This is a genomic window from Streptomyces sp. NPDC001714 (genome assembly GCF_042892755.1).
Classification (GTDB): domain Bacteria; phylum Actinomycetota; class Actinomycetes; order Streptomycetales; family Streptomycetaceae; genus Streptomyces.
In genome coordinates this window covers 231,687-250,856 of sequence record NZ_JBIAUL010000003.1, presented here as the reverse complement: position 1 = coordinate 250,856, position 19,170 = coordinate 231,687, and the positions used below count along the sequence as shown (strand labels likewise).

Genomic DNA, 19,170 nt, shown 5'->3' with positions numbered 1-19,170 from the left:
GGTGGGCGAAGGCTTCGGGGTACCAGGGGGCGGAGCCCCCTGGTACGGCGGCTGGAGGCACGTTCACCCGGCGGGAGGTGTACGGCGGGGCATCCGTCGGCCTCGCATGGTCCGCTAGGACCCGTGCAGCTGTTGCCCGAGCCCGTGCGCCGTTTCGCCGCGTGGTGTGCCGTGGCGCTGCTGGCCGCCGGGGTCGGATACGTCGGCATCCGGCTGTGCTCCGAGTTCCGCACCGCGGTGACCCCGGTCCTGCTCGCCCTGCTCGGCACCGCCCTGCTCGGCCCGCTGTACCGGCGGCTCGTCCGGGTCGGCGTGCACCGCTCCCTCGCCGCCGGGCTCACCTGCGTCGCGGTCGTCGCCGTCGCCGGCGGTGCCGTCTACATCGTCGTCGCGGCCCTCGTCGACACCGGCGACGAGATCGTCGCCTCCCTCAAACAGGCCGCGAAGTCCCTGGCCAAGCACTTCGGGGCCGCCGGGACCTCGGTCGGCGACCTGGCCGGCAGCGCCAGGGACCTGCTCGCCAAGTTCGGCGGGACCGCCGCCTCCAACGTCATCAGCGGTGTCAGCGTGGTCGGCGAGGGCATCGCCATGGCCGTCCTCGCGCTGCTGCTCGTCTTCTTCTTCCTGCGCGACTCGGACCGGGTCGTCTCCACCATCCGGGCCGTCGCGCCCGGCTCCAGCGCCGACATGGTCGAGGCCATGGCCCGCAGGGCCTTCGAGGGCATCGAGGGCTTCATGCGCGGCACCACCGTCATCGCGTTCATCGACGCCGTCTGCATCACCGTCGGCCTGCTCGTCCTCCGCGTACCGGGGGCCGTCGGCCTCGGCGCGCTCGTCCTCGTCGGCGCCTACATCCCCTACCTCGGCGCCTTCATCTCCGGCGCCGTCGCCGTCCTGGTCGCCCTCGCCGACCGCGGCTTCGTCATCGCACTGTGGGCGCTGGGCGTCGTGCTCGCCGTGCAGGTGCTGGAAGGGCACGTGCTGCAGCCCATGATCCAGAGCCGGACCGTGCAGATGCATCCGGCGGTGGTGATGCTGACCATCACGGCCGGAGCCTCCGTCGCCGGGATCCTCGGCATGCTGCTGGCCGTACCGCTCACCGCGGCCGTCTTCGGGGTCGTACACGAGCTGCGCGCCCGCTACGCCCCCGGCTAGACGCCACCCGACCGACTACGACCTGTCGGCCTCGTACAGCTCGAACCAGATGCTCTTGCCCTGCCCGCGCGGGTCGACGCCCCAGGTGTCCGCCAGGATCTCGATCAGGACCAGACCCCGGCCGGACGAGGCCAGCTCGCCGGGGCGGCGCTTGTGCGGGAGGTCGTCGCCGGCGTCCGTTACCTCGACCCGCAGCCGCCGTCCGGGGGGCCGGCCGGAGACCTCGGCGAGCAGCAGTGCGTCCGCGTCGGTGTGGACGAGGACGTTCGTGAGCATCTCGGAGACCAGCAGCACCGCCGAGTCGACCTGGTCGGGCGAGCCCCAGTCGTGCAGCAGCTCGCGCACGTGCTGACGGGCCTCGGCGACCCGCTCGGGCTCGTCCTGGGCCACCGACAGCAGGGTGCGGCGGATCCGTGGCCGTACGGCCAGCGGCTCGTCGCCGCGCCCGGTGCCCGGCCGGGACAGCAGCAGGACCGCTATGTCGTCCTCGCGGCGGTCGGCCAGCGGCCCGGTGGTGTGGTGCGAGGAGGGCCCGTGCACGGCCTGGACCAGGCCGTCGGCCAGCTTCTCCAGGTTGCCGTCGCCGTGCTCCTCCATGATCGCCCGGATTCGCTGCCAGCCGCTCTCCATGTCGTGGCCGCCGGTCTCGATCAGACCGTCGGTGCAGATCATCATGGTCTCGCCGGGTTCCAGGGCGAACCGCGTCGTCGGATAGTCGGCGTCCGGGTCGATGCCGAGCGGCAGCCCGCCCGCCGTCGGCCGCCGCAGGACCGTGCCGTCGGCCATCCGGATCGCCGGGTCCGGATGGCCCGCACGGGCGATCTCCAGCATCCCGGTCGCCGGATCGGCCTCGACGTACAGGCAGGTGGCGAAGCGCAGGTCGGCGTCGTCCTCGGCGTAGGTGATCCCGTGCAGGAAACGGGAGGCCCGGGAGAGCACCGCGTCCGGGCGGTGGCCCTCGGAGGCGTAGGCGCGCAGCGCGATCCGCAGCTGGCCCATCAGACCCGCGGCCCGGACGTCATGGCCCTGGACGTCACCGATCACCAGGGCGTGCCGGCCGGACGGCAGCGGGATCATGTCGTACCAGTCGCCGCCCACCTGGAGCCCGCCGCCGGTCGGTATGTAGCGGGCGGCCGTGTCCATGCCGGGTATCTCGGGGCCCAGCGTCGGCAGCATGGAGCGCTGCAGGCCGTCCGTCAGCTCCCGCTCCGAGTCGGCGATCCCGGCCCGGGACAGGGCCTGCGCCAGCATCCGGGCCACCGTGGTGAGCACGGACCGCTCGTCGGGGGTGAACGAGACCGGGTAGGTGAAGCCCGCCATCCAGGCGCCCATGGTCCGCCCGGCCACCGTCAGCGGCAGGAAGGCCCAGGACTGCCGGCCGAAGCGCTCGGCGAGCGGCCAGGTCACCGGGTAGCGGGACTTGTACTGCTCGGCGGAGGAGAGGTAGACGGCCCGGCCGGTCCGTACCACCTCGGCCGCCGGGTAGTCCGTGTCCAGCGGCATGCTGCTGAAGGGGCTGTCCTCGTCGATGTCCTGGCCGTGGTGGCCGATCATCATCAGCCGGTCGCCCTTGACCCCGAAGACGACCAGCCCGTCCGGGGAGAACCCGGGCATCGACAGGCCCGCGGCGACCCGCAGCACCTCCTCCGTGGACCGCGCCTCGGCCAGCGCCCGGCCCGCGTCCAGCAGGAACGCCTCCCGGGAGCGCCGCCAGTCGCCGGTGACCGGATGCTGCCCGGCGGTGCCGGGGGGCGGTTCGGAGACCTCCTGGATGGTGCCGGTCACCCGGTACACGCGCTCCTCGGAGTCGTACACCGGTCGAAAACGGCTGCGTACGGTACGGATCAGCCGGCCCCGCTCGTCCATGACCCGCAGCCGGACCTCCCCAAGAGTGCCCTCGACCGCGGCCAGCCGGGTGATGCTGGTGTTCTCGTTCCAGTCCACGGGGTGGAAACGGGACCGGACCAGGGCCTCCGACAGGACGGACGGCTCGGCCGGCAACCCGATCAGCCGGGCTGCCTCCGCATCCGCGGTGACCAGCCCGGTGGCGGTGTCCCAGTGCCACAGCCCGGTCGCGAGGGCGGCGAGGACGTCCTCCACGGCGGGCAGGGGCTCGCCAGTTCGCATTGCCCCACTTTAAGAAGATGAGATCGAAGACTGCCACCGTTTCCCGAGGGATAAATGGTGGGGAGGCGATCTTTGCCTGCCCGGTACCCTTGACGGGTCCGGGCCCCGTGCCCGTTCTCGCCGGGCCGGCAGACCCGGCAGTCACCACCTCTCTCGAAGGACGATGAACGACGATGCATCGGTACAGGTCCCACACCTGCGGCCAGCTCCGCGCCTCTGACGTCGGCACCGACGTCCGGCTGAGCGGTTGGCTGCACAATCGGCGCGACCTGGGCGGCATCCTCTTCATCGATCTGCGCGATCACTACGGCATCACGCAGCTCGTCGCCCGCCCCGGCACCGCCGCGTACGAGGCTCTGGACAAGCTCTCCAAGGAGTCCACGGTCCGCGTCGACGGCCGCGTTGTTTCACGTGGAACCGAGAACATCAACTCCGACCTTCCCACCGGCGAGGTCGAGGTCGAGGTCGGCGAGGTCGAGCTGCTCGGTGCGGCCGCCCCGCTGCCGTTCACGATCAACACCGAGGACGGGGTCAACGAGGAGCGGCGCCTGGAGTACCGCTTCCTGGACCTGCGCCGCGAGCGCATGCACCGCAACATCATGCTGCGTACGGCCGTGATCTCCGCCATGCGCCACAAGATGGTCGCCCTCGGCTTCAACGAGATGGCCACCCCGATCCTCACCGCGACCTCCCCCGAGGGCGCGCGTGACTTCGTGGTCCCCTCCCGCCTGCACCCGGGCAAGTTCTACGCCCTGCCGCAGGCCCCGCAGCAGTTCAAGCAGCTGCTGATGATCTCCGGCTTCGACCGCTACTTCCAGATCGCGCCCTGCTTCCGCGACGAGGACGCCCGTGCCGACCGCTCGCCGGGCGAGTTCTACCAGCTCGACGTCGAGATGAGCTTCGTCGAGCAGGAGGACGTCTTCCGCCCGATCGAGCAGCTGATGACCGAGCTCTTCGAGGAGTTCGGCAACGGCCGCCACGTCACCTCGCCGTTCCCGCGGATCCCGTTCCGCGAGGCGATGCTGAAGTACGGCTCCGACAAGCCGGACCTCCGTGCCCAGCTGGAGCTCGTCGACATCACCGACATCTTCGAGGGCTCGGAGTTCAAGGCCTTCGCCGGCAAGCACGTGCGCGCGCTGCCGGTCCCGGCGGTCCAGGACCAGCCCCGCAAGTTCTTCGACCAGCTCGGCGACTACGCGGTCTCGCAGGGCGCCAAGGGCCTGGCCTGGGTGCGCGTCGGCGAGGACGGCTCGCTGACCGGCCCGATCGCCAAGTTCCTCACCGAGGACAACGTCGCCGAGCTCACCAAGCGGCTCCAGCTGGCCGCCGGGCACGCCGTCTTCTTCGGCGCGGGCGAGTTCGACGAGGTCTCCAAGATCATGGGCGCGGTCCGGGTCGAGGCCGCCCGTCGCTCCGGGCACTTCGAGGAGAACGTCTTCCGGTTCTGCTGGATCGTCGACTTCCCGATGTTCGAGAAGGACGAGGACACCGGGAAGATCGACTTCTCGCACAACCCGTTCTCCATGCCCCAGGGCGGCATGGAGGCCCTGGAGAACCAGGACCCGCTGGACATCCTCGCCTGGCAGTACGACATCGTCTGCAACGGCGTCGAGCTGTCCTCCGGTGCCATCCGGAACCACGAGCCCGACATCATGCTCAAGGCCTTCGGTATCGCGGGCTACGACGAGGAGACCGTGGAGCGTGAGTTCGCCGGCATGCTGCGCGCGTTCCGCTTCGGCGCCCCGCCGCACGGCGGCATCGCCCCGGGCGTGGACCGCATCGTGATGCTCCTCGCCGACGAGCCGAACATCCGCGAGACCATCGCCTTCCCGCTCAACGGCAACGCCCAGGACCTGATGATGGGCGCCCCGACCGAGCTGGAGGAGACCCGCCTGCGCGAGCTGAACATCTCCATCCGGAAGCCGCAGCCGAAGTAAGCGAAAACGTCGCGGGAAGGGCCGGAATAAGGGAAGCCCTACCGCGTCGGAATTCCAAGAGGGCCGGAAATCACCGTAGATTTCCGGCCCTCGTCGTGTGCGGCTGCCCGTTCCCGACACCCCGTGCGAGCTGCGGTCCCGGTGGTCATCGAAGGCACCGCGTGCCGGCGCGCCGGGCGTATCCGGCGCGCCTCCGGCATTTCCGGCGCCGTTTTCCGGCCGTAATTCCGTACGTCGGGGACAGGGCGACCTTTTCTAAGCTCGCTCCCAGCTTTCTTACCTACCTTCCGGCCGCATGACAGACAACGAGAAGCTCGATCAGCGGCGTCCGGACGACCCGACGCGGCGGAAGGTCGTCACCGTGGGCGCCGGTGCCGTCGCGGCGGTCGGCCTGGGCGGGGTCTTCGCCGCGAACGCCGTCGCCGGGGAGAGAAAGGCACCGGGGCACGGGCAGCCGAAGCCCGCGCCGTCGGAGGACTGCTACCAGCTCACCTCGGAGGCCGTCGAGGGCCCCTACTACATCGACGCGGACAAGCTCCGCCAGAACGTCACCGAGGACCGGCCGGGCATCCCGCTCACCCTGAGCCTCCGCGTGATCGACACCGAGACCTGCAAACCGGTGCGCAACGCCGCCGTCGACATCTGGCACTGCGACGCGGTCGGCGTCTACTCCGGCTACGAGTCGCAGGGCAGCGGCGGCGGGGGCGGAGGCGCCCCCGCGCCGTCCGGCTCGCCCACCGGCACGCCGACCGACACCCCCACCGGACCCCCGCCCGGCGGTGGCGGCGGCCACCAGGAGCCCACCGACGACACCCGCTACCTGCGCGGCACCTGGCACACCGACCGGCACGGCCATGTCACCTTCAAGACCGTCTTCCCGGGCTGGTACCAGGGCCGCTGCGTCCACATCCACGTCAAGGTGCACGTGGACGGCGAGTGGACGGACGCCGGCTACGAGGGCGGCCACACCTGCCACACCGGCCAGTTCTTCTTCGAGGAGGAGGCCGTCATCGCGACCACGGCCCTCGACCCGTACGTTACCAACACCACCACCCGCACCACCCTCACCGAGGACACCATCTACGACCAGTCCGGCACCAAGGGCGGGCTGCTGAAGCTCCGTTACCGCCACGACGACATCGGCAAGGGCGTCCTCGGCTCGATCACCATGACCGTGGACACGGACGCCACCAACGACGGCGAGGGCGGTGGCGGCCCGGCCCCCTCGGCCTCCGCGTCACCCTCGGCCTCGGCGTCGTAACCCCTCCCCCGTACACACGAAGGCGCCCGGGACCACGAAGGACCCGGGCGCCACCGTGCACGCGAACCGGCCGTTCAGGAGACGGCCTTGTACCCGCCCCAGCCACTGGCGATCTTCACCCGTGCCCCGAACGACCCCTTGCCGTCCCCGCTGTTGCGGTAGACGTTGCCGGAGGTGTCACGGGAGACCAGGTCGGCCCTGCCGTCCCCGGTGATGTCGCCCACGCCGACCACGGCGTTGTACGAGCCGCCCCACGCGCCGAACAGCTTCACCCGCGCCTTGAAGCCGCCCTTGCCCGTGCCGCTGTAGCGGTAGAGGTTGTTCGACTTGTCCTGGGCGAGCAGATCGCCGACGCCGTCCCCGTCGAGGTCGCCGACCCCGACGACCTTCTTGTACGTCTTCCAGTCGTCGTACAGCTTCACGCGCGCGGAGAGCTTGCCGTTGCTGGTGCCCTTGTAGAGGTAGACGGCCCCGGTGGCGGAGTTGCGGGCGAGCAGGTCGGGCCGGCCGTCGCCGCTGACGTCGCCGGGCGAGGTCAGCACGTCGTACTGGTTCCAGCCGCTGCTGCCGAGGGACGTGTACGACGTCGACGGCGTGAGCGCCTTGCCGCAGGCCGGCTTGTACAGCCTGAGGGCCCCGCTGCCCGTCCGCACCAGCACGTCGTCGCAGCGGTCACCGCTGAGGTCGCCGTAGGGCACGAACCTGCTCGACGTGGTCCAGCCGGTGCCGGTGACCTTGCCGGAGAACGTCCCCGTACGGGTGCCCAGTTGGTACGTCAGCCCACCCGAGGAGTTGAGGGTGAGCAGGTCGCCGGCCCCGTCCGGGGTGCCCGAGGCGCCCCCGAAGTCCCGGGCGACGGCGGCGCCGCCGGTCACGGTGACCTTGCCGGAGGCCAGCTTCACGGAGGCGGCCGCGCCCTGCTGGGTGGCGCTCAGCGTCCAGCTCAGGGGGCCGTTGGGGGCGTAAACTCCGGACGCCGTACGGCCGTTCCAACTCGCGGCGACGGTCAGGCCGTCGGCCGAGCCGGTGAGCGTACGGACGGTCTTCCCGGCCGCGTCGGTGAGCGTCACCGTCCAGGAGGAGGTGGGCCGGCTGAGCGTCCAGGTGGGCGCCCAGGCCTTGCTCGCGGTGGTGGTGCCCTTGAGCGGGGCGGCCGCCGGGACGCTGGAGGCACTGACGGCGAGGGCGGGCCAGGCGGTGCGGCTGCCGAACAGCTGCCAGTTGGCGGCCGCACTCGTGGCACCGGACCAGACGGCGGAGGCGGCGCCGTCCGCGCCCACGCTGACCTGGCCGAGGACGTAGGCGGCCGACGAGCCCGGCAGCAGCGTGGGGGCGCTCCACGTGCCGTCGACCCCGCGCACGGACTCCGCCAGGCCCCGCTTGCCGCCCACCGTCTGCGGCCACAGGGCGTGCACGGTGCCGTCGTCGGCGATGACGGCGTCCCAGGCCTCCGGGACGTACGACGTGGACAGCGTCCGCACCGCCGACCAGGTGCCGGAGGCGGCGTCCCGGGTGGCGCTGCGGGTGCTGAACGTCGTCGTGTAGTCGACCCAGACCAGGGTGACGTCCCCGTCCGGGGCGATCAGCGGCTCGGGGGTCCCGGCGAGATCGTCGGTGGCGGTCACCGTCTCGGGCGCGGACCAGGTGCCGTCGGCGCCCGAGCGCGTGGCGGTGAGGATGGCCTGGTCCTCGGACTCGTCGGTGGCCTCGAAGGCGATGGTCGCGGTGCCGTCGTCGGCCGCGGTGACCTCGGGATCGCTCACCGACTGGTAGGTGGGGCTCGCGGCGGCCGGGGCGGTCCAGCCGGCGGCACCGGCCGCGCGGGAGACGGTCCGCACGGAGGCGGACGGGCCGTCGGTCTGCTTGTAGACGACCACGGCGGTGCCGTCGGAGGTGACGGCGACACTCGGCGAGTGGGCCCCGTCGGCACCGTCCGCGACCGTGTCGCTCAGCTGCTCGGGCGCCGACCAGGTGCCGTCGGCCCCGCGGGTGGCGCCGTACACCTCCGCCGGCGCGCCGGAGTCCGGCGACCTGGTGCCCCAGACGGCGGTGAGCGTGCCGTCGGGGGCCTCGGCGAGGTCGATTCCGCCGTCGCCCCAGGAGGCGTCGGTGCCGACCAGCTCCACCGGCGCCGACCAGCCGGAGTGGTCGGCGGCGAGCACGGAGCTGACGACCCGGCTGTCGAAGGGCCCGCGTCCGGGCGCGGTCTCGTCCGGGTACTCCAGCCACAGCGCGGTCACCGTGCCGTCGGCGGAGGCGTGCAGCTTGACGCCGCCGGCCTCGTCCGGGGTGGTGGCGAGCAGCGCGGGGGTGCCCCAGGTGTCGCTGCCGGCGGGCCTGACGGCGGCGTACAGCTTGCGTTCGGCCGACCCCGCGGCCGCGAACTGGTTCCAGATCGCGACGGCGGATCCGTCCGGGGTGGTCACGAGGTCCTTCACCATGGTGGAGACGTCGGTGCCGGTGAGGGCGGTGGCCGAGGTCCATGGCATGACCGGGGCCGCCGCGGCCGTCGTAGGAAGCACGGCGCCGCCGGTCAGGACCAGCGCCACCGAAGAGATCGCGACCGCCAGCCGGCGGTGCGGCAGGGCGTATCTGCCCACGTGAGAGTCCCTCCCCGCGAGGGTCCCCTGCCCTCGCACAAGTGAACGGACTTTACCAGCACTTGGGCGTGTCCATGCCGGTCAGGTGTCGTACCGGCCGTCCCACGGCTCACCGAAGCCCAGATGGTCCGGGTAGAGCTCGGCCCACCCGCCGTCCTCGTCGTCCTTCGCCACCAGACCGAAGAACACGCCGTCCACGATGAGCTGGAACGGGCGTATCGCGATGTCCGTGTACGTCCGCCGCGGCAGGCTGCGCAGCATGCCCGCCAGGTGCGCGCGGGCCCGCGCCAGCACGGAACCGGTGCCGTCCGGATCGAGCTGCTGCTCGGCCCAGCTGCCCGCACACCAGATCTGCGAGTCGCGGTAGTGGCCCTCGGCGTCGAAGAGATGCAACACCGAGTAGAGCCGTTTCTGCTCCTCCCAGCCCTCGTCGAGCCGGAACCCCTCGGGGAACGCGTAGGTGACCGACGCCAGGAACTGCCCGCCGGTGTAATGACCGATGGCCTCGGTACGGCCATGGGGCTCGTAGGCGATCGGGATGAGCTCTGGGATTGCCATGGCGAAACCATACGGATGTGTTGTGGACATGCGAAGGTCGGGGCAGGCCGGTGCCACCCACCGGTCTGCCCGGCCGGGAAACGACTGCCCGCGTCAACTTTCGCCGCTCGCTCCCGGGACGGGCACCACACCGCAGAAAAATTCACGACAACCTTTTCGATCTCCACAACCACGGAGGAGTGAAGTCCGCCCCCGGCGGGCCGTCCCCAGCACTTCGGATGTACGTAAAGGACTCCCCCGTGGTCTCTGCCTCCCACCGTCGGTCCCTCCGCAGGCGCCGTGCCCTCGTCGTCTCCGCCGCCGTCGTGGCCGCCGGGGTCGGAGCCGGTGCGCTCGTACTGAGCGCGAACGCCACGTCGGCCGTGGACCTCTACCACCGGACGCTCGCCGCCAAGGACGGCTGGGCGTCGTCCGGTTCCGGTACGACCGGTGGCGCGAAGGCCGACTCCGCGCACACCTTCACCGTCTCCACCCGCGCCCAGCTGGTGAAGGCGCTGGGATCGGCGAGCGCCACCACGCCCCGCGTCATCAAGGTCAAGGGCACCGTCGACGCCAACACCGACGACTCCGGCAAGAAGCTGACCCGCGCCGACTACGCGGCGGGCACGGGGTACTCGCTGAGCGCGTATCTGAAGGCGTTCGACACGTCGACGTACGGCCGCTCCAAGCTGCCCTCCGGCACCCAGGAGTCGGCCCGCGCCGCGGCGCAGAAGAAGCAGGCTGCGAACATCGTCTTCAAGGTGCCGGCCAACACCACGATCGTCGGCGTTCCCGGCACCAAGACCGGCATCACCGGCGTGAACTGGACGCCGACCCTGAAGGCCGGCCTGGAGAGCACCGCCAAGAACCTGCCGACGGAGCTGGCGAAGACGGCCGGGGCCGGGGTGCTGACGGCCGGCTGAGACAGACCCGCTGACGTCCGTGCCCGCGCCCGGCCGGTCCCGGGCGCGGGCTCAGTTCTGGGGGGACGTGGGCCTCGCGCGGCGGACGCGGCGGCGTAGGGCAGGGCCCAGCCGGACCATGAGGCGCTTGTCGATGCCGGTGACCTGGCGTTCCACCGCGGACAGCCGCTTGGTGGCGGCGGTCAGTTCCTTGCGGAGGGCGTCGAGCTGGCGGGTCGTCTCGGTGGCGCGCTTCTCGGCGTCGGTCAGCCGGGTGCGCAGTTCCCTGTTCTCCTTGGCGTGCCGGTCGGCCTTGGAGTCGGCGGCGGTGATCCGCTCGCGGAGCCGGCTGATCCGGTAGCGCATCTGGCCGTCGTCGCCGCCGTCCCAGACCGGCATCGACGCGGGCAGGTCGAGGGCGGCCAGGCGGGCGTCGAAGGCGGCGCCGCCGTCGCCGTGGGTGTAGGTGTTCTGCAGGTCGTTGCGGTCGAGGAAGGCGATGATGCGCTCGAAGCGCTCACCGTGTCCCTTGACCATGGCGGAGAAGTCGGCGTCCTCGTACAGGTCACGCGGGTCGGTGCCGGCGTCCAGCTCGGTGAGCGCGCGGTGCGGGATGTCGAAGTAGCGGCACAGTTCGAGGGTGCGCGAGTCGTGGGTGAGGACGACGCTCGGGGTGCCCGCCAGCAGGGCGGCGACATTGCCGTGGATCCGGGTGCCGTAGGCGAAGTCGAAGCCGCGCAGTTCGTCGATCCAGGTGGCCGGGTCCAGCGGCATGCGGACCTTGTTCTCCTGGAGCAGGGCGTGGCTGAGCCGGAGCGGGAAGGGGTCGGTGTGTCCGGACTCCGGCGAGGTGTCGCCCCACATCAGCAGTTCCGCGTCGGCGGTGTTCTGCGCGTAGTAGGTGAGGCGGGGGTAGCGCTCCCAGGCGTGCCGGGCGATGCCCGAGATGTCGCCGACGGGTATCGCGTCCGGGGAGAGGTTCAGGGCGATGCGGGAGGTGGCGCCCAGCTCCGCGGCCCGGAGCTCCGGGAAGGTGTCGCCGTACAGGAACATCGACGGGCAGCCGATGATGTCGACGTCGTGGAAGCCGAGGCCCTTGAGGTAGCCCGCGGTCAGCTCGCCGCGTACGCCGATGGAGGCCGAGCGGTCCAGGACCGCTCGGGCGAAGCGGCGGACCGAGTCGGCCATGGGGTTCAGCCACGCGGTGTCGTAGTCCGCGGGGGCCTGGGCGCCGACGCCGAAGACCACGACCGGGATGGTGAGCTGCTCGATCAGCGTCGTCAGCCGGTCCAGGGAGGCGTGGAAGGTGGGGCGGAAGGCGTTGGCGAGCGGTACGACGAACACGTCGTACCGCTCGTTGATCTCCGCGGCGCGGTGGGCCGAGGGGTCGGTGCGGATGCCGTTGGAGGTCACCTCGGTGTCCGGGGTGGTCAGCATCTTGTGCGCCGAGTCGCTGAAGAGCAGGTTCCCGGTGTTGGTCCCGATCAGGTCCTGGTGGATGAACTCCGCCGGAGTGGCGACACGGAACGGGCTCTTCCCGGAGCGGATCAGGATTCGTTTCACGAACGGCACACTATCCCGGAGGTAAATGCAGAGTGAAGATGAGGTAAGAGACTGATCGGTCTCTTACCTGGGACTTGCCTCACGTACGTCGAAGGGCCGGCAGGAGGAGCTCTCCTGCCGGCCCTTCGGTGGTCGGTCGTGGGCGGTGCGTGCGCGCTTACGCGGCGGTCTCGCCGCCGAAGCGGGTCTTGTACGTCTCCAGGTCCTCGTCCGTGAGCTTCGCGAACAGGACCGGGGGCACGGTGAAGGGGGTGCCGGCCGGGACGGCGGTCAGTGCCTTCGCCTCGTCGGCGGTGACCCAGGTCGCGGTGTCCTCGGTGAGGGCGAAGGCCTCGCGCATCGTCTTCGCCGTCGCCGGGATGAACGGCTCCGAGACCACCGCGTAGAGGTGGATCAGGTTCATCGCCGTGCGCAGGGTCAGCGCCGCGCCGTCCTTGTCCGTCTTGATCTCCAGCCAGGGGGCCTTCTCCTCCAGGTAGGAGTTGCCGGCCGACCACAGGGCGCGCAGGGCCGCGGCGGCCTTGCGGAACTGGAGGGACTCCATGTGGGACTCGTACTCGGCGAGGAGCGCGGCGATCTCCGCGCCGAGCTTCGTCTCCGCCTCGCCGGGGGTGCCGCCGGCCGGGACGTCGTCGCCGAAGCGCTTCCTGGAGAAGGACAGGACGCGGTTGACGAAGTTGCCGAGGGTGTCGGCCAGGTCCTTGTTGACCGTCGCCGTGAAGTGCTCCCAGGTGAAGGACGAGTCGTCCGACTCGGGGGCGTTGGCGATGAGGAAGTAGCGCCAGTAGTCGGCGGGGAGGATGTCGAGGGCCTGGTCGGTGAAGACGCCGCGCTTCTGCGAGGTGGAGAACTTGCCGCCGTAGTACGTCAGCCAGTTGAAGGCCTTGACGAAGTCGACCTTCTTCCACGGCTCGCGGACGCCGAGCTCGGTGGCCGGGAACATCACCGTGTGGAAGGGGACGTTGTCCTTCGCCATGAACTCCGTGTAGCGGACGTCGGTGTCGACGTCGTACCACCAGGACTTCCAGTCGCGGTTCTCCGGGTCCTGGTCGGCCCACTCCTTCGTCGCGCCGATGTACTCGATCGGGGCGTCGAACCAGACGTAGAAGACCTTGCCCTCGGCCGCGAGCTCCGGCCAGGTGTCGGCCGGGACGGGCACGCCCCAGTCCAGGTCGCGGGTGATCGCGCGGTCGTGCAGGCCCTCGGTCAGCCACTTGTGGGCGATCGAGGAGGCCAGCTGCGGCCAGTCCCTGTCGTGCTTCGAGACCCACTCGCGGACCTCGTTCTCCAGCTTGGACTGGAGCAGGAAGAGGTGCTTGGTCTCGCGGATCTCCAGGTCGGTGGAGCCGGAGATCGCCGAGCGCGGGTTGATCAGGTCGGTCGGGTCCAGGACGCGGGTGCAGTTCTCGCACTGGTCGCCGCGGGCCTTGTCGTAGCCGCAGTGCGGGCAGGTGCCCTCGACGTAGCGGTCCGGGAGGAAACGGCCGTCGACCGGGGAGTACACCTGGCGGATCGACCGCTCCTCGATGAAGCCGTTCTCGTTCAGGCGGCGGGCGAAGTGCTGGGTGATCTCGCGGTTCTCGGGGGAGGAGCTCCGGCCGAAGTAGTCAAACGCGAGTGCGAAGCCGTCGTAGACCGCCTTCTGGGCGTCGTGCGCCTGGGCGCAGAACTCGTCGACCGGGAGGCCCTGCTCCTTCGCCGCGAGCTCGGCGGGGGTGCCGTGCTCGTCCGTCGCGCAGATGTACAGGACGTCGTGGCCGCGCTGGCGGAGGTACCGGGAGTACACGTCCGCCGGGAGCATGGACCCCACCATGTTGCCCAGGTGCTTGATCCCGTTGATGTACGGAAGGGCGCTGGTGATGAGGTGTCGAGCCATCGGGGGCTGCTCCCAGGTCGGTCTGTTGCTGCTATTGCGAACCTTGAAATCGTAGCCGACATGTGTATGCCGCCCGCTTCCCGTTTTATTGGGTGAGAAGCGGACGGCAATGGGGCGGGGCCGTACCGGTGGGGTTCCGGGGTTCTACGGGCGCCAGTCGATCAGGAGGCCGTCGTAGAGCTCCGCGTCCGTGAGCTCCAGGGGGGTCGGGCCCGCGTGGAAGAAGGCCGCGTTGTCGGTCTTCAGCTTGCGGAGGTAGTCGAAGGCCTTGTTCTCGTGCTCGCCGAACGCGACGAAGGAGAAGAAGACCGAGGGGTGGGACTTCGCGGCGTCCGTGAGGGACTGGGTGGCGGGGGTCTTCGCGTCCGGGGCGCCGTCGGTCTGGAAGACGACGAGGGCGGGGGTGCCGTCCTTGCCGTGGTGCTTGTCGTAGTGCGCGAGTACGGCCTCGACGGCGGCGTGGTAGCTGGTACGGCCCATGCGGCCGAGGCCGGCGTGCGCCTCGTCGATCGCGTTCTCGGGGGAGGCGGGGGTGAGGTCGGTGGTGCCGTCGACCTCGGTGGAGAAGAACACGACGTGGACGGAAGGGGTCTCGCCGTCCGGGGTGAGGCGGGTGGCGAGGGCGAGGGTCTGGTCGGCGAGGGCCGCGGCGGAGCCGTCCTTGTAGTACGCGCGCATGCTCGCGGAGCGGTCGAGGACGAGGTAGGTGGCGGCGCGGGTGCCGGTGAGGTTGGCCTTGGCGAGGGCGGTGGTCGCGGCGTCGCCGGGGGCCGTGGCCTCGGCTTCGCCTTCGGCCTCCGTGTTCCCGCCCGCACCACCCGTGACGGTCTCGTCGTCGGGTGCGGGTGGCGCCTGTGGGGCGGGTTCGCCGTCGGCGGCTGCGACGGGTTCGGGGGTCGCGGCCTCGGCTTCGCCTTCGGCCTGGTCGTTCCCGTCCGCACCACCCGTGACGGTCTCGTTGTCCGGTGCGGGTGGCCCCTGTGGGGCGGGTTCGCCGTCGGCGGCTGCGACGGGTTCGGGGGTCGTGGCCTCGGCTTCGCCTTCGGCCTGGTCGTTCCCGCCCGCACCACCCGTGACGGTCTCGTCGTCGGGTGCGGGTGGCGCCTGTGGGGCGGGTTCGCCGTCGGCGGCTGCGGCCGGTTCCGGGGTGGTGGTCTCGGCTGTCGCCTCGACCGGCTCGGGGGTGGGTTCCGGGGTGGTTTCGGCGGCCGGCTCGGGCTCGGGGGTCGCGGCCTGCTCGGCTTCGGCCTCCGGTTCCGACGCCGGCTCTGCCTCGGGCTCGGGCTCCGGTTCCGGCGTCGGCTCGGCTTCGGCCGCTACCTCGGTGACCGGCTCGGCCGCCGGCTCCGCGGGCGCTTCGGCCACGGGCTCGGCCGTCGGCTCCGGGGCTGTCTCTTCAGCCACCGGCTCCGGCTCTGCCCGGACCTCCAGTTCCGGCTCGATCGTCCGTGTCGCCTGCTTCGGCACGGTCACGTTGTCGAAAGCGGCCGAGACCAGATCGTGTTCGTCGGTCGTCGCCTCGCGGGGCTCCGGGACCGCCGCCGGGGCTTCCGGTTCCGGCGTCGGCGCTTGCTGCGTCGGCTGCGAGGGGAGCTGGTCCGCACCCTCTGCCTCGGCAGGGCGCGGCTTTCGCGACCTGCCGAATGCGTTCCGCAGGAGAGTGAGAATGCCCATGTGCGCAACCCTTCGCGTGAGTTGATACCCGTCAATCGCTGGCCAGGACGGACACGTAAGGTTAGCGGCCCCAGGTTGCGATCTTGGGGAGGGTCGATGACTCCTGTCGGGCGTACGGCGGTCGAGTCCCAGCCGGTTCTCAACTCCCGCTCGTTTCCGTTGGGTTCATAGGGGGTTCGGGTTTTGGTGATGATTGAGCGGTATGTTAATCGGTGGGGTGGATTGGGTTAATTTGTCGGCGGGCTGCCTGTGCATGGGACGCGTCATCGGCTGTTCGGTCGTTGATTGTCGCCGTGCAGCATCCCGGTGGGGCCGCGGGTGCGGTCAGTGGGGGGAGGCGATCGCTCTGGCCGCCGCCACCTCCTGGCGCAGCGGTTCCAGGACGCTGTCCGGTGGGCCCGTGAGGTCCGTGCGGACCGCGACGAGGGTCTCCGAGCTGCGGACGCCCTCCGCCAGCTCGCGCAGTTGCAGGGTCACCTGATCGACCTCGGCCCGGTCCGGGGGCGGCGCTCCGTGCCGTACCCGGACCCGGGCCGCCGTCGTCGCGTCGACGATGCGTTCCACCGCGACGACGAGGGGCAACCAGGCAGCCGCCCGGCGGCCGGTGGGCGGGGGTTCGGTCAGGGCGCGCTGGAACTCGGTGCGGACGACGGACAGGTCGCGGTAGAGGCGGCGCCGCAGCCGGGCGCGGGCGGCGGGCTCCGCGCCCGCCTCGAAGGCCAGCTCGACATAGGCCGCCGTGTCCGCCACCGCGTCGGCCAGCCGGTCGCCGACCCGGGTGCGCCAGCTCTCCGGCCACAGCAGGTACCCGGCGATGAGCGCGATCGCGCAGCCCATCAGGGAGTCCAGGAGGCGGGGCAGCAGCAGACCGGTGCCCTGATGGTTCAGGATGTCGGAGAGGAGCAGGATGACCGGGGTGACCGCCGCCGTCTGGAAGCCGTAGCCGCGCGGCGTCAGGGCCGGGACCAGCGGGGCCAGGACCATCATCACCGGCACGTCCCACCAGCCGCGCGGCACCACCGTGAGGACGGTCGCCGCCACCCCCAGGCCGGCCACCGTGCCCACCGCGCGCAGCAGAGCCCTGGAGAAGACCGAGCCGAAGTCGGGCTTGAGGACGAAGGTGATGGTCAGGGCGACCCAGTAGGAGCGCGGGACCGGGACCAGGGAGACCAGGGCCTGGGCGATGCCGATGCACAGGGCGAGGCGGATGCCGTAGCGCCAGGAGTTGGCGGACAGCACGACGTTGCGGGCGGCGCGGGCGGTGCGGATGCCGAGGGTGGCGGGTCGGCCCAGACGGTCGTCGATGCCGCGGGGGTCGACGTCGGGGGTGGTGGCGACCTCGGCGACGTGCCGCAGGGCGTGGTCGACGGCGCGGCCGGTCTCGTTGCCGGGCTCGGGCAGGTCCAGCCCTATCGGACCGGTGTAGCCGGTCTCGACGGCGTCGGCGATGTGCAGGACCGCCGCGGGGACCTCGGGCGGCAGCGGCTTCCCGGCGAGGCGGGCGAGGCGGACGGCCGGGGCGGCCTCCACCACCGGGGTGATCGCGTTCAACTGGGCCAGCATGCGGGTGAGTTCGCGGCTGCGGCCGCGGTACCGGGCGCGCCGGGCCAGGATCAGGTCGTACGCCTGGTTCAGCGACTGGGTGACGGTGTGCCGGGCGCGGTCGTACGCCTCGCCGTCGTCGCCGTCGCTCACGGACAGCAGGTCGGCGACCGTGCGGTAGGCGGCGGCGACCGCCGAGCGTTCCGGTACGCCCGAGCGCAGCGGCCAGGCCAGCAGGGCGAGGAGGAGGACGAGCAGACCGCCGCCGGTCATCAGCACCGGGGTGAGCCACCAGGCGCCGGGCAGTGGCAGGCCCGCGCCGATCACCGAGTTGAGCAGCAGGAGGAGGCCGGAGACGGAGGACACCGCGCCGATCGTCGAGATCATCCCGGAGAGCAGGGCGATGCCGGTGATGACGGCGACGGTGAGCCAGCCCTGGCCGTAGACCAGCGAGCCGACGGTGACGCCGACCGCGCCGAAGAGCTGCGGCACCGCGATGTTGAGGATCCGCATCCGGTAGGCGTCGGCGGTGTCGCCGATGACCCCGGACAGGGCGCCCATCGAGGCGAGCGCCCCGTACGCGGGCTGTCCGACCGCGAGCCCGACGGCGAGCGGGAGGCTCATGGCGAGGGCGGCACGGGCGAGGGCGGCCCAGTTGAGGGGGGCGGCCTGCTGGGGCCGGAGGTTCCTTACCAGCCAGTCGGGAGGGGTGAGGCTGATCGGGAACTCGCGGGACATGGGCCCATTATCAGGGCTTGTGCCGGTGGAGCGTGATGTCCACGACCAGGGCCCGGTGGTCGGTATCGGCCAGGCGCAGGAAACGGGCGCCGGTCGCCGTGAAGTCCCGGGAGACCAGGACGTGGTCGATCTGCGCGCCGAAGACGGCCGCGGTCGGCGCGGGCCAGCTGGCGGTGCGCGCGGCGCCGCTGAGCCGGGCGCTGTCCTTCAGGTCTCCGGCGGCGAGGATGCGGCGGAAGGCCGCGTGGTCCTGGGAGGAGTTGAAGTCACCGGCGAGGATCGTGGGGGTGCGGGTGTCGGCGGCGGCGAAGTCGCGGAGCCGGCCGAGCTCACGGCGCCAGAGGGCGACCTGGCCGGGCAGCGGGGGCATGGGGTGCGCGAGTTGCAGCCGTACGGGGTGGCCGTCGACGTCGGCGACGGCGCCGGGCATGCCCATCGTGCCGGGGACGCCGTCGGTGGCGCGCAGCGGGAAGCGGGAGAGCAGGAGCGAGCCGGTGGAGCCTCCGGCGACGACGGCTGTCCGGTAGGGGTAGTCGGTCTCCCTCTTCAGCGTGGCCTGGCAGGTGTACTCGCACTCCTCCACGAAGACGACGTCCGGCTTTGCGCGGCGGATCTGCGGGACGAGGGAGGGGGTGCCGTTGCCGAACTCGACGTTCGAGGTCAGCACGCGGAGGGTGGCGAGCGGGGGGCCGGCCGGTGTGCCGCCGCCGTAGCCGTGCGGCACGGTGAACCAGCCGAGCACGGCGAGTACGGCCGTACCCCAGAAGAGGCCGGGCCACCAGCGGGTGAGCAGGGTGAGGAGCAGGCCGAGGGAGGTGGGGAGCAGCAGCCAGGGGAGGAAGGCGAGGAGCTGGGGGACCGGGGTGACGGCGTCGGTGTCGGCGACCCGGCAGGCGGCTACGCCGGTGACGCCGAGGAGGAGCAGGGCCGTTGCGCCGACGGCGAGGCCGCGGGCACCGCTTCGGGGGCTGCCGCCCCCGGCCCCCCGCTTCGGCCTGAACGGCCTCGTCCTCAAACGCCGGACGGGCTGAGAAGGCTGCTGTCCGGCCTTCGGGTCCAGGTCCCGGGCGGGATGGGGTTGAGAGGGGTGCTGTCCGGCCTTCGGGTTCAGGTCCCGGGCGGGATGGGGTTGAGAGGGGTGCTGTGCGGCTTTCGGGTTCGGGTTCCGGGTGGGCTGGGGTTGAGAGGGGTGCTGTTCGGCCTTCGGGTTCGGGTCCCGGGCGGGATGGGGTTGAGAGGGGGGCTGTCCGGCCTTCGG

General features: G+C 71.5%; 11 protein-coding genes and 1 pseudogene. 4 read left to right on the top strand and 8 right to left on the bottom strand.

Annotated features, from left to right (window positions below; translation table 11 throughout):
• Positions 1 to 123 precede the first annotated feature (123 nt).
• The gene (locus ACFY0P_RS09895; RefSeq protein WP_388909231.1) at positions 124 to 1,155 is read left to right on the top strand and encodes an AI-2E family transporter; all 1,032 of its coding nucleotides are present in this window, start codon (positions 124 to 126) and stop codon (positions 1,153 to 1,155) included.
• A 15-nt stretch (positions 1,156 to 1,170) separates the two neighbouring features.
• Here the strand turns inward: ACFY0P_RS09895 and ACFY0P_RS09890 are convergent, their stop codons facing one another.
• Positions 1,171 to 3,282 (bottom strand): SpoIIE family protein phosphatase, encoded by a 2,112-nt coding sequence (locus tag ACFY0P_RS09890; RefSeq protein ID WP_388909229.1) that lies wholly within the window; start codon positions 3,280 to 3,282, stop codon positions 1,171 to 1,173.
• A 173-nt stretch (positions 3,283 to 3,455) separates the two neighbouring features.
• On the opposite strand from ACFY0P_RS09890, the gene aspS reads away from it, so the two are divergent.
• Complete coding sequence (gene aspS / locus ACFY0P_RS09885; RefSeq protein WP_388909227.1) at positions 3,456 to 5,219, top strand: aspartate--tRNA ligase; 1,764 nt, start codon at positions 3,456 to 3,458, stop codon at positions 5,217 to 5,219.
• A gap of 295 nt (positions 5,220 to 5,514) precedes the next feature.
• Complete coding sequence (locus ACFY0P_RS09880; protein ID WP_388909225.1) at positions 5,515 to 6,480, top strand: intradiol ring-cleavage dioxygenase; 966 nt, start codon at positions 5,515 to 5,517, stop codon at positions 6,478 to 6,480.
• 74 nt (positions 6,481 to 6,554) lie between these two features.
• Here ACFY0P_RS09880 and ACFY0P_RS09875 read toward each other — a convergent pair whose 3' ends face one another.
• Both ACFY0P_RS09875 and ACFY0P_RS09870 read right to left on the bottom strand, forming a co-directional pair.
• Positions 6,555 to 9,080: an FG-GAP-like repeat-containing protein gene (locus tag ACFY0P_RS09875; RefSeq protein WP_388909223.1), complete on the bottom strand. Its 2,526-nt coding sequence runs from the start codon at positions 9,078 to 9,080 to the stop codon at positions 6,555 to 6,557.
• 81 nt (positions 9,081 to 9,161) lie between these two features.
• On the bottom strand, positions 9,162 to 9,638 hold the full coding sequence (locus tag ACFY0P_RS09870) for a hypothetical protein (RefSeq protein ID WP_388909221.1): 477 nt from the start codon (positions 9,636 to 9,638) through the stop codon (positions 9,162 to 9,164).
• A 218-nt stretch (positions 9,639 to 9,856) separates the two neighbouring features.
• Here ACFY0P_RS09870 and ACFY0P_RS09865 point away from each other — a divergent pair.
• A pseudogene (locus tag ACFY0P_RS09865) lies at positions 9,857 to 10,435 on the top strand (pectate lyase); the annotation flags it as partial.
• 156 nt (positions 10,436 to 10,591) lie between these two features.
• Here ACFY0P_RS09865 and ACFY0P_RS09860 read toward each other — a convergent pair.
• From ACFY0P_RS09860 to ACFY0P_RS09840, 5 genes are all read right to left on the bottom strand, one after another.
• On the bottom strand, positions 10,592 to 12,082 hold the full coding sequence (locus ACFY0P_RS09860) for a polysaccharide pyruvyl transferase family protein (RefSeq protein ID WP_388909219.1): 1,491 nt from the start codon (positions 12,080 to 12,082) through the stop codon (positions 10,592 to 10,594).
• A gap of 157 nt (positions 12,083 to 12,239) precedes the next feature.
• Positions 12,240 to 13,958, bottom strand: coding sequence for a methionine--tRNA ligase (metG, locus tag ACFY0P_RS09855; RefSeq protein ID WP_388909217.1), 1,719 nt, complete (start codon positions 13,956 to 13,958; stop codon positions 12,240 to 12,242).
• A 144-nt stretch (positions 13,959 to 14,102) separates the two neighbouring features.
• Entirely contained in the window at positions 14,103 to 15,632 is a 1,530-nt protein-coding gene (locus ACFY0P_RS09850; RefSeq protein ID WP_388909215.1) for a VWA domain-containing protein, read from the bottom strand.
• Positions 15,633 to 15,956: 324 nt separating this feature from the next.
• Complete coding sequence (locus ACFY0P_RS09845; RefSeq protein WP_388909213.1) at positions 15,957 to 17,912, bottom strand: FUSC family protein; 1,956 nt, start codon at positions 17,910 to 17,912, stop codon at positions 15,957 to 15,959.
• 10 nt (positions 17,913 to 17,922) lie between these two features.
• Complete coding sequence (locus ACFY0P_RS09840; protein ID WP_388909211.1) at positions 17,923 to 18,927, bottom strand: endonuclease/exonuclease/phosphatase family protein; 1,005 nt, start codon at positions 18,925 to 18,927, stop codon at positions 17,923 to 17,925.
• Positions 18,928 to 19,170 lie beyond the last annotated feature (243 nt).

What these genes read in the sequence shown, in the direction of transcription:
- ACFY0P_RS09890 (WP_388909229.1), bottom strand. Translation starts at nt 3,282, where the DNA reads ATGCGAACTGGCGAGCCCCTGCCCGCCGTGGAGGACGTCCTCGCCGCC.
- aspS (WP_388909227.1), top strand. Translation starts at nt 3,456, where the DNA reads ATGCATCGGTACAGGTCCCACACCTGCGGCCAGCTCCGCGCCTCTGAC.
- ACFY0P_RS09880 (WP_388909225.1), top strand. Translation starts at nt 5,515, where the DNA reads ATGACAGACAACGAGAAGCTCGATCAGCGGCGTCCGGACGACCCGACG.
- ACFY0P_RS09870 (WP_388909221.1), bottom strand. Translation starts at nt 9,638, where the DNA reads ATGGCAATCCCAGAGCTCATCCCGATCGCCTACGAGCCCCATGGCCGT.
- metG (WP_388909217.1), bottom strand. Translation starts at nt 13,958, where the DNA reads ATGGCTCGACACCTCATCACCAGCGCCCTTCCGTACATCAACGGGATC.
- ACFY0P_RS09850 (WP_388909215.1), bottom strand. Translation starts at nt 15,632, where the DNA reads ATGGGCATTCTCACTCTCCTGCGGAACGCATTCGGCAGGTCGCGAAAG.
- ACFY0P_RS09845 (WP_388909213.1), bottom strand. Translation starts at nt 17,912, where the DNA reads ATGTCCCGCGAGTTCCCGATCAGCCTCACCCCTCCCGACTGGCTGGTA.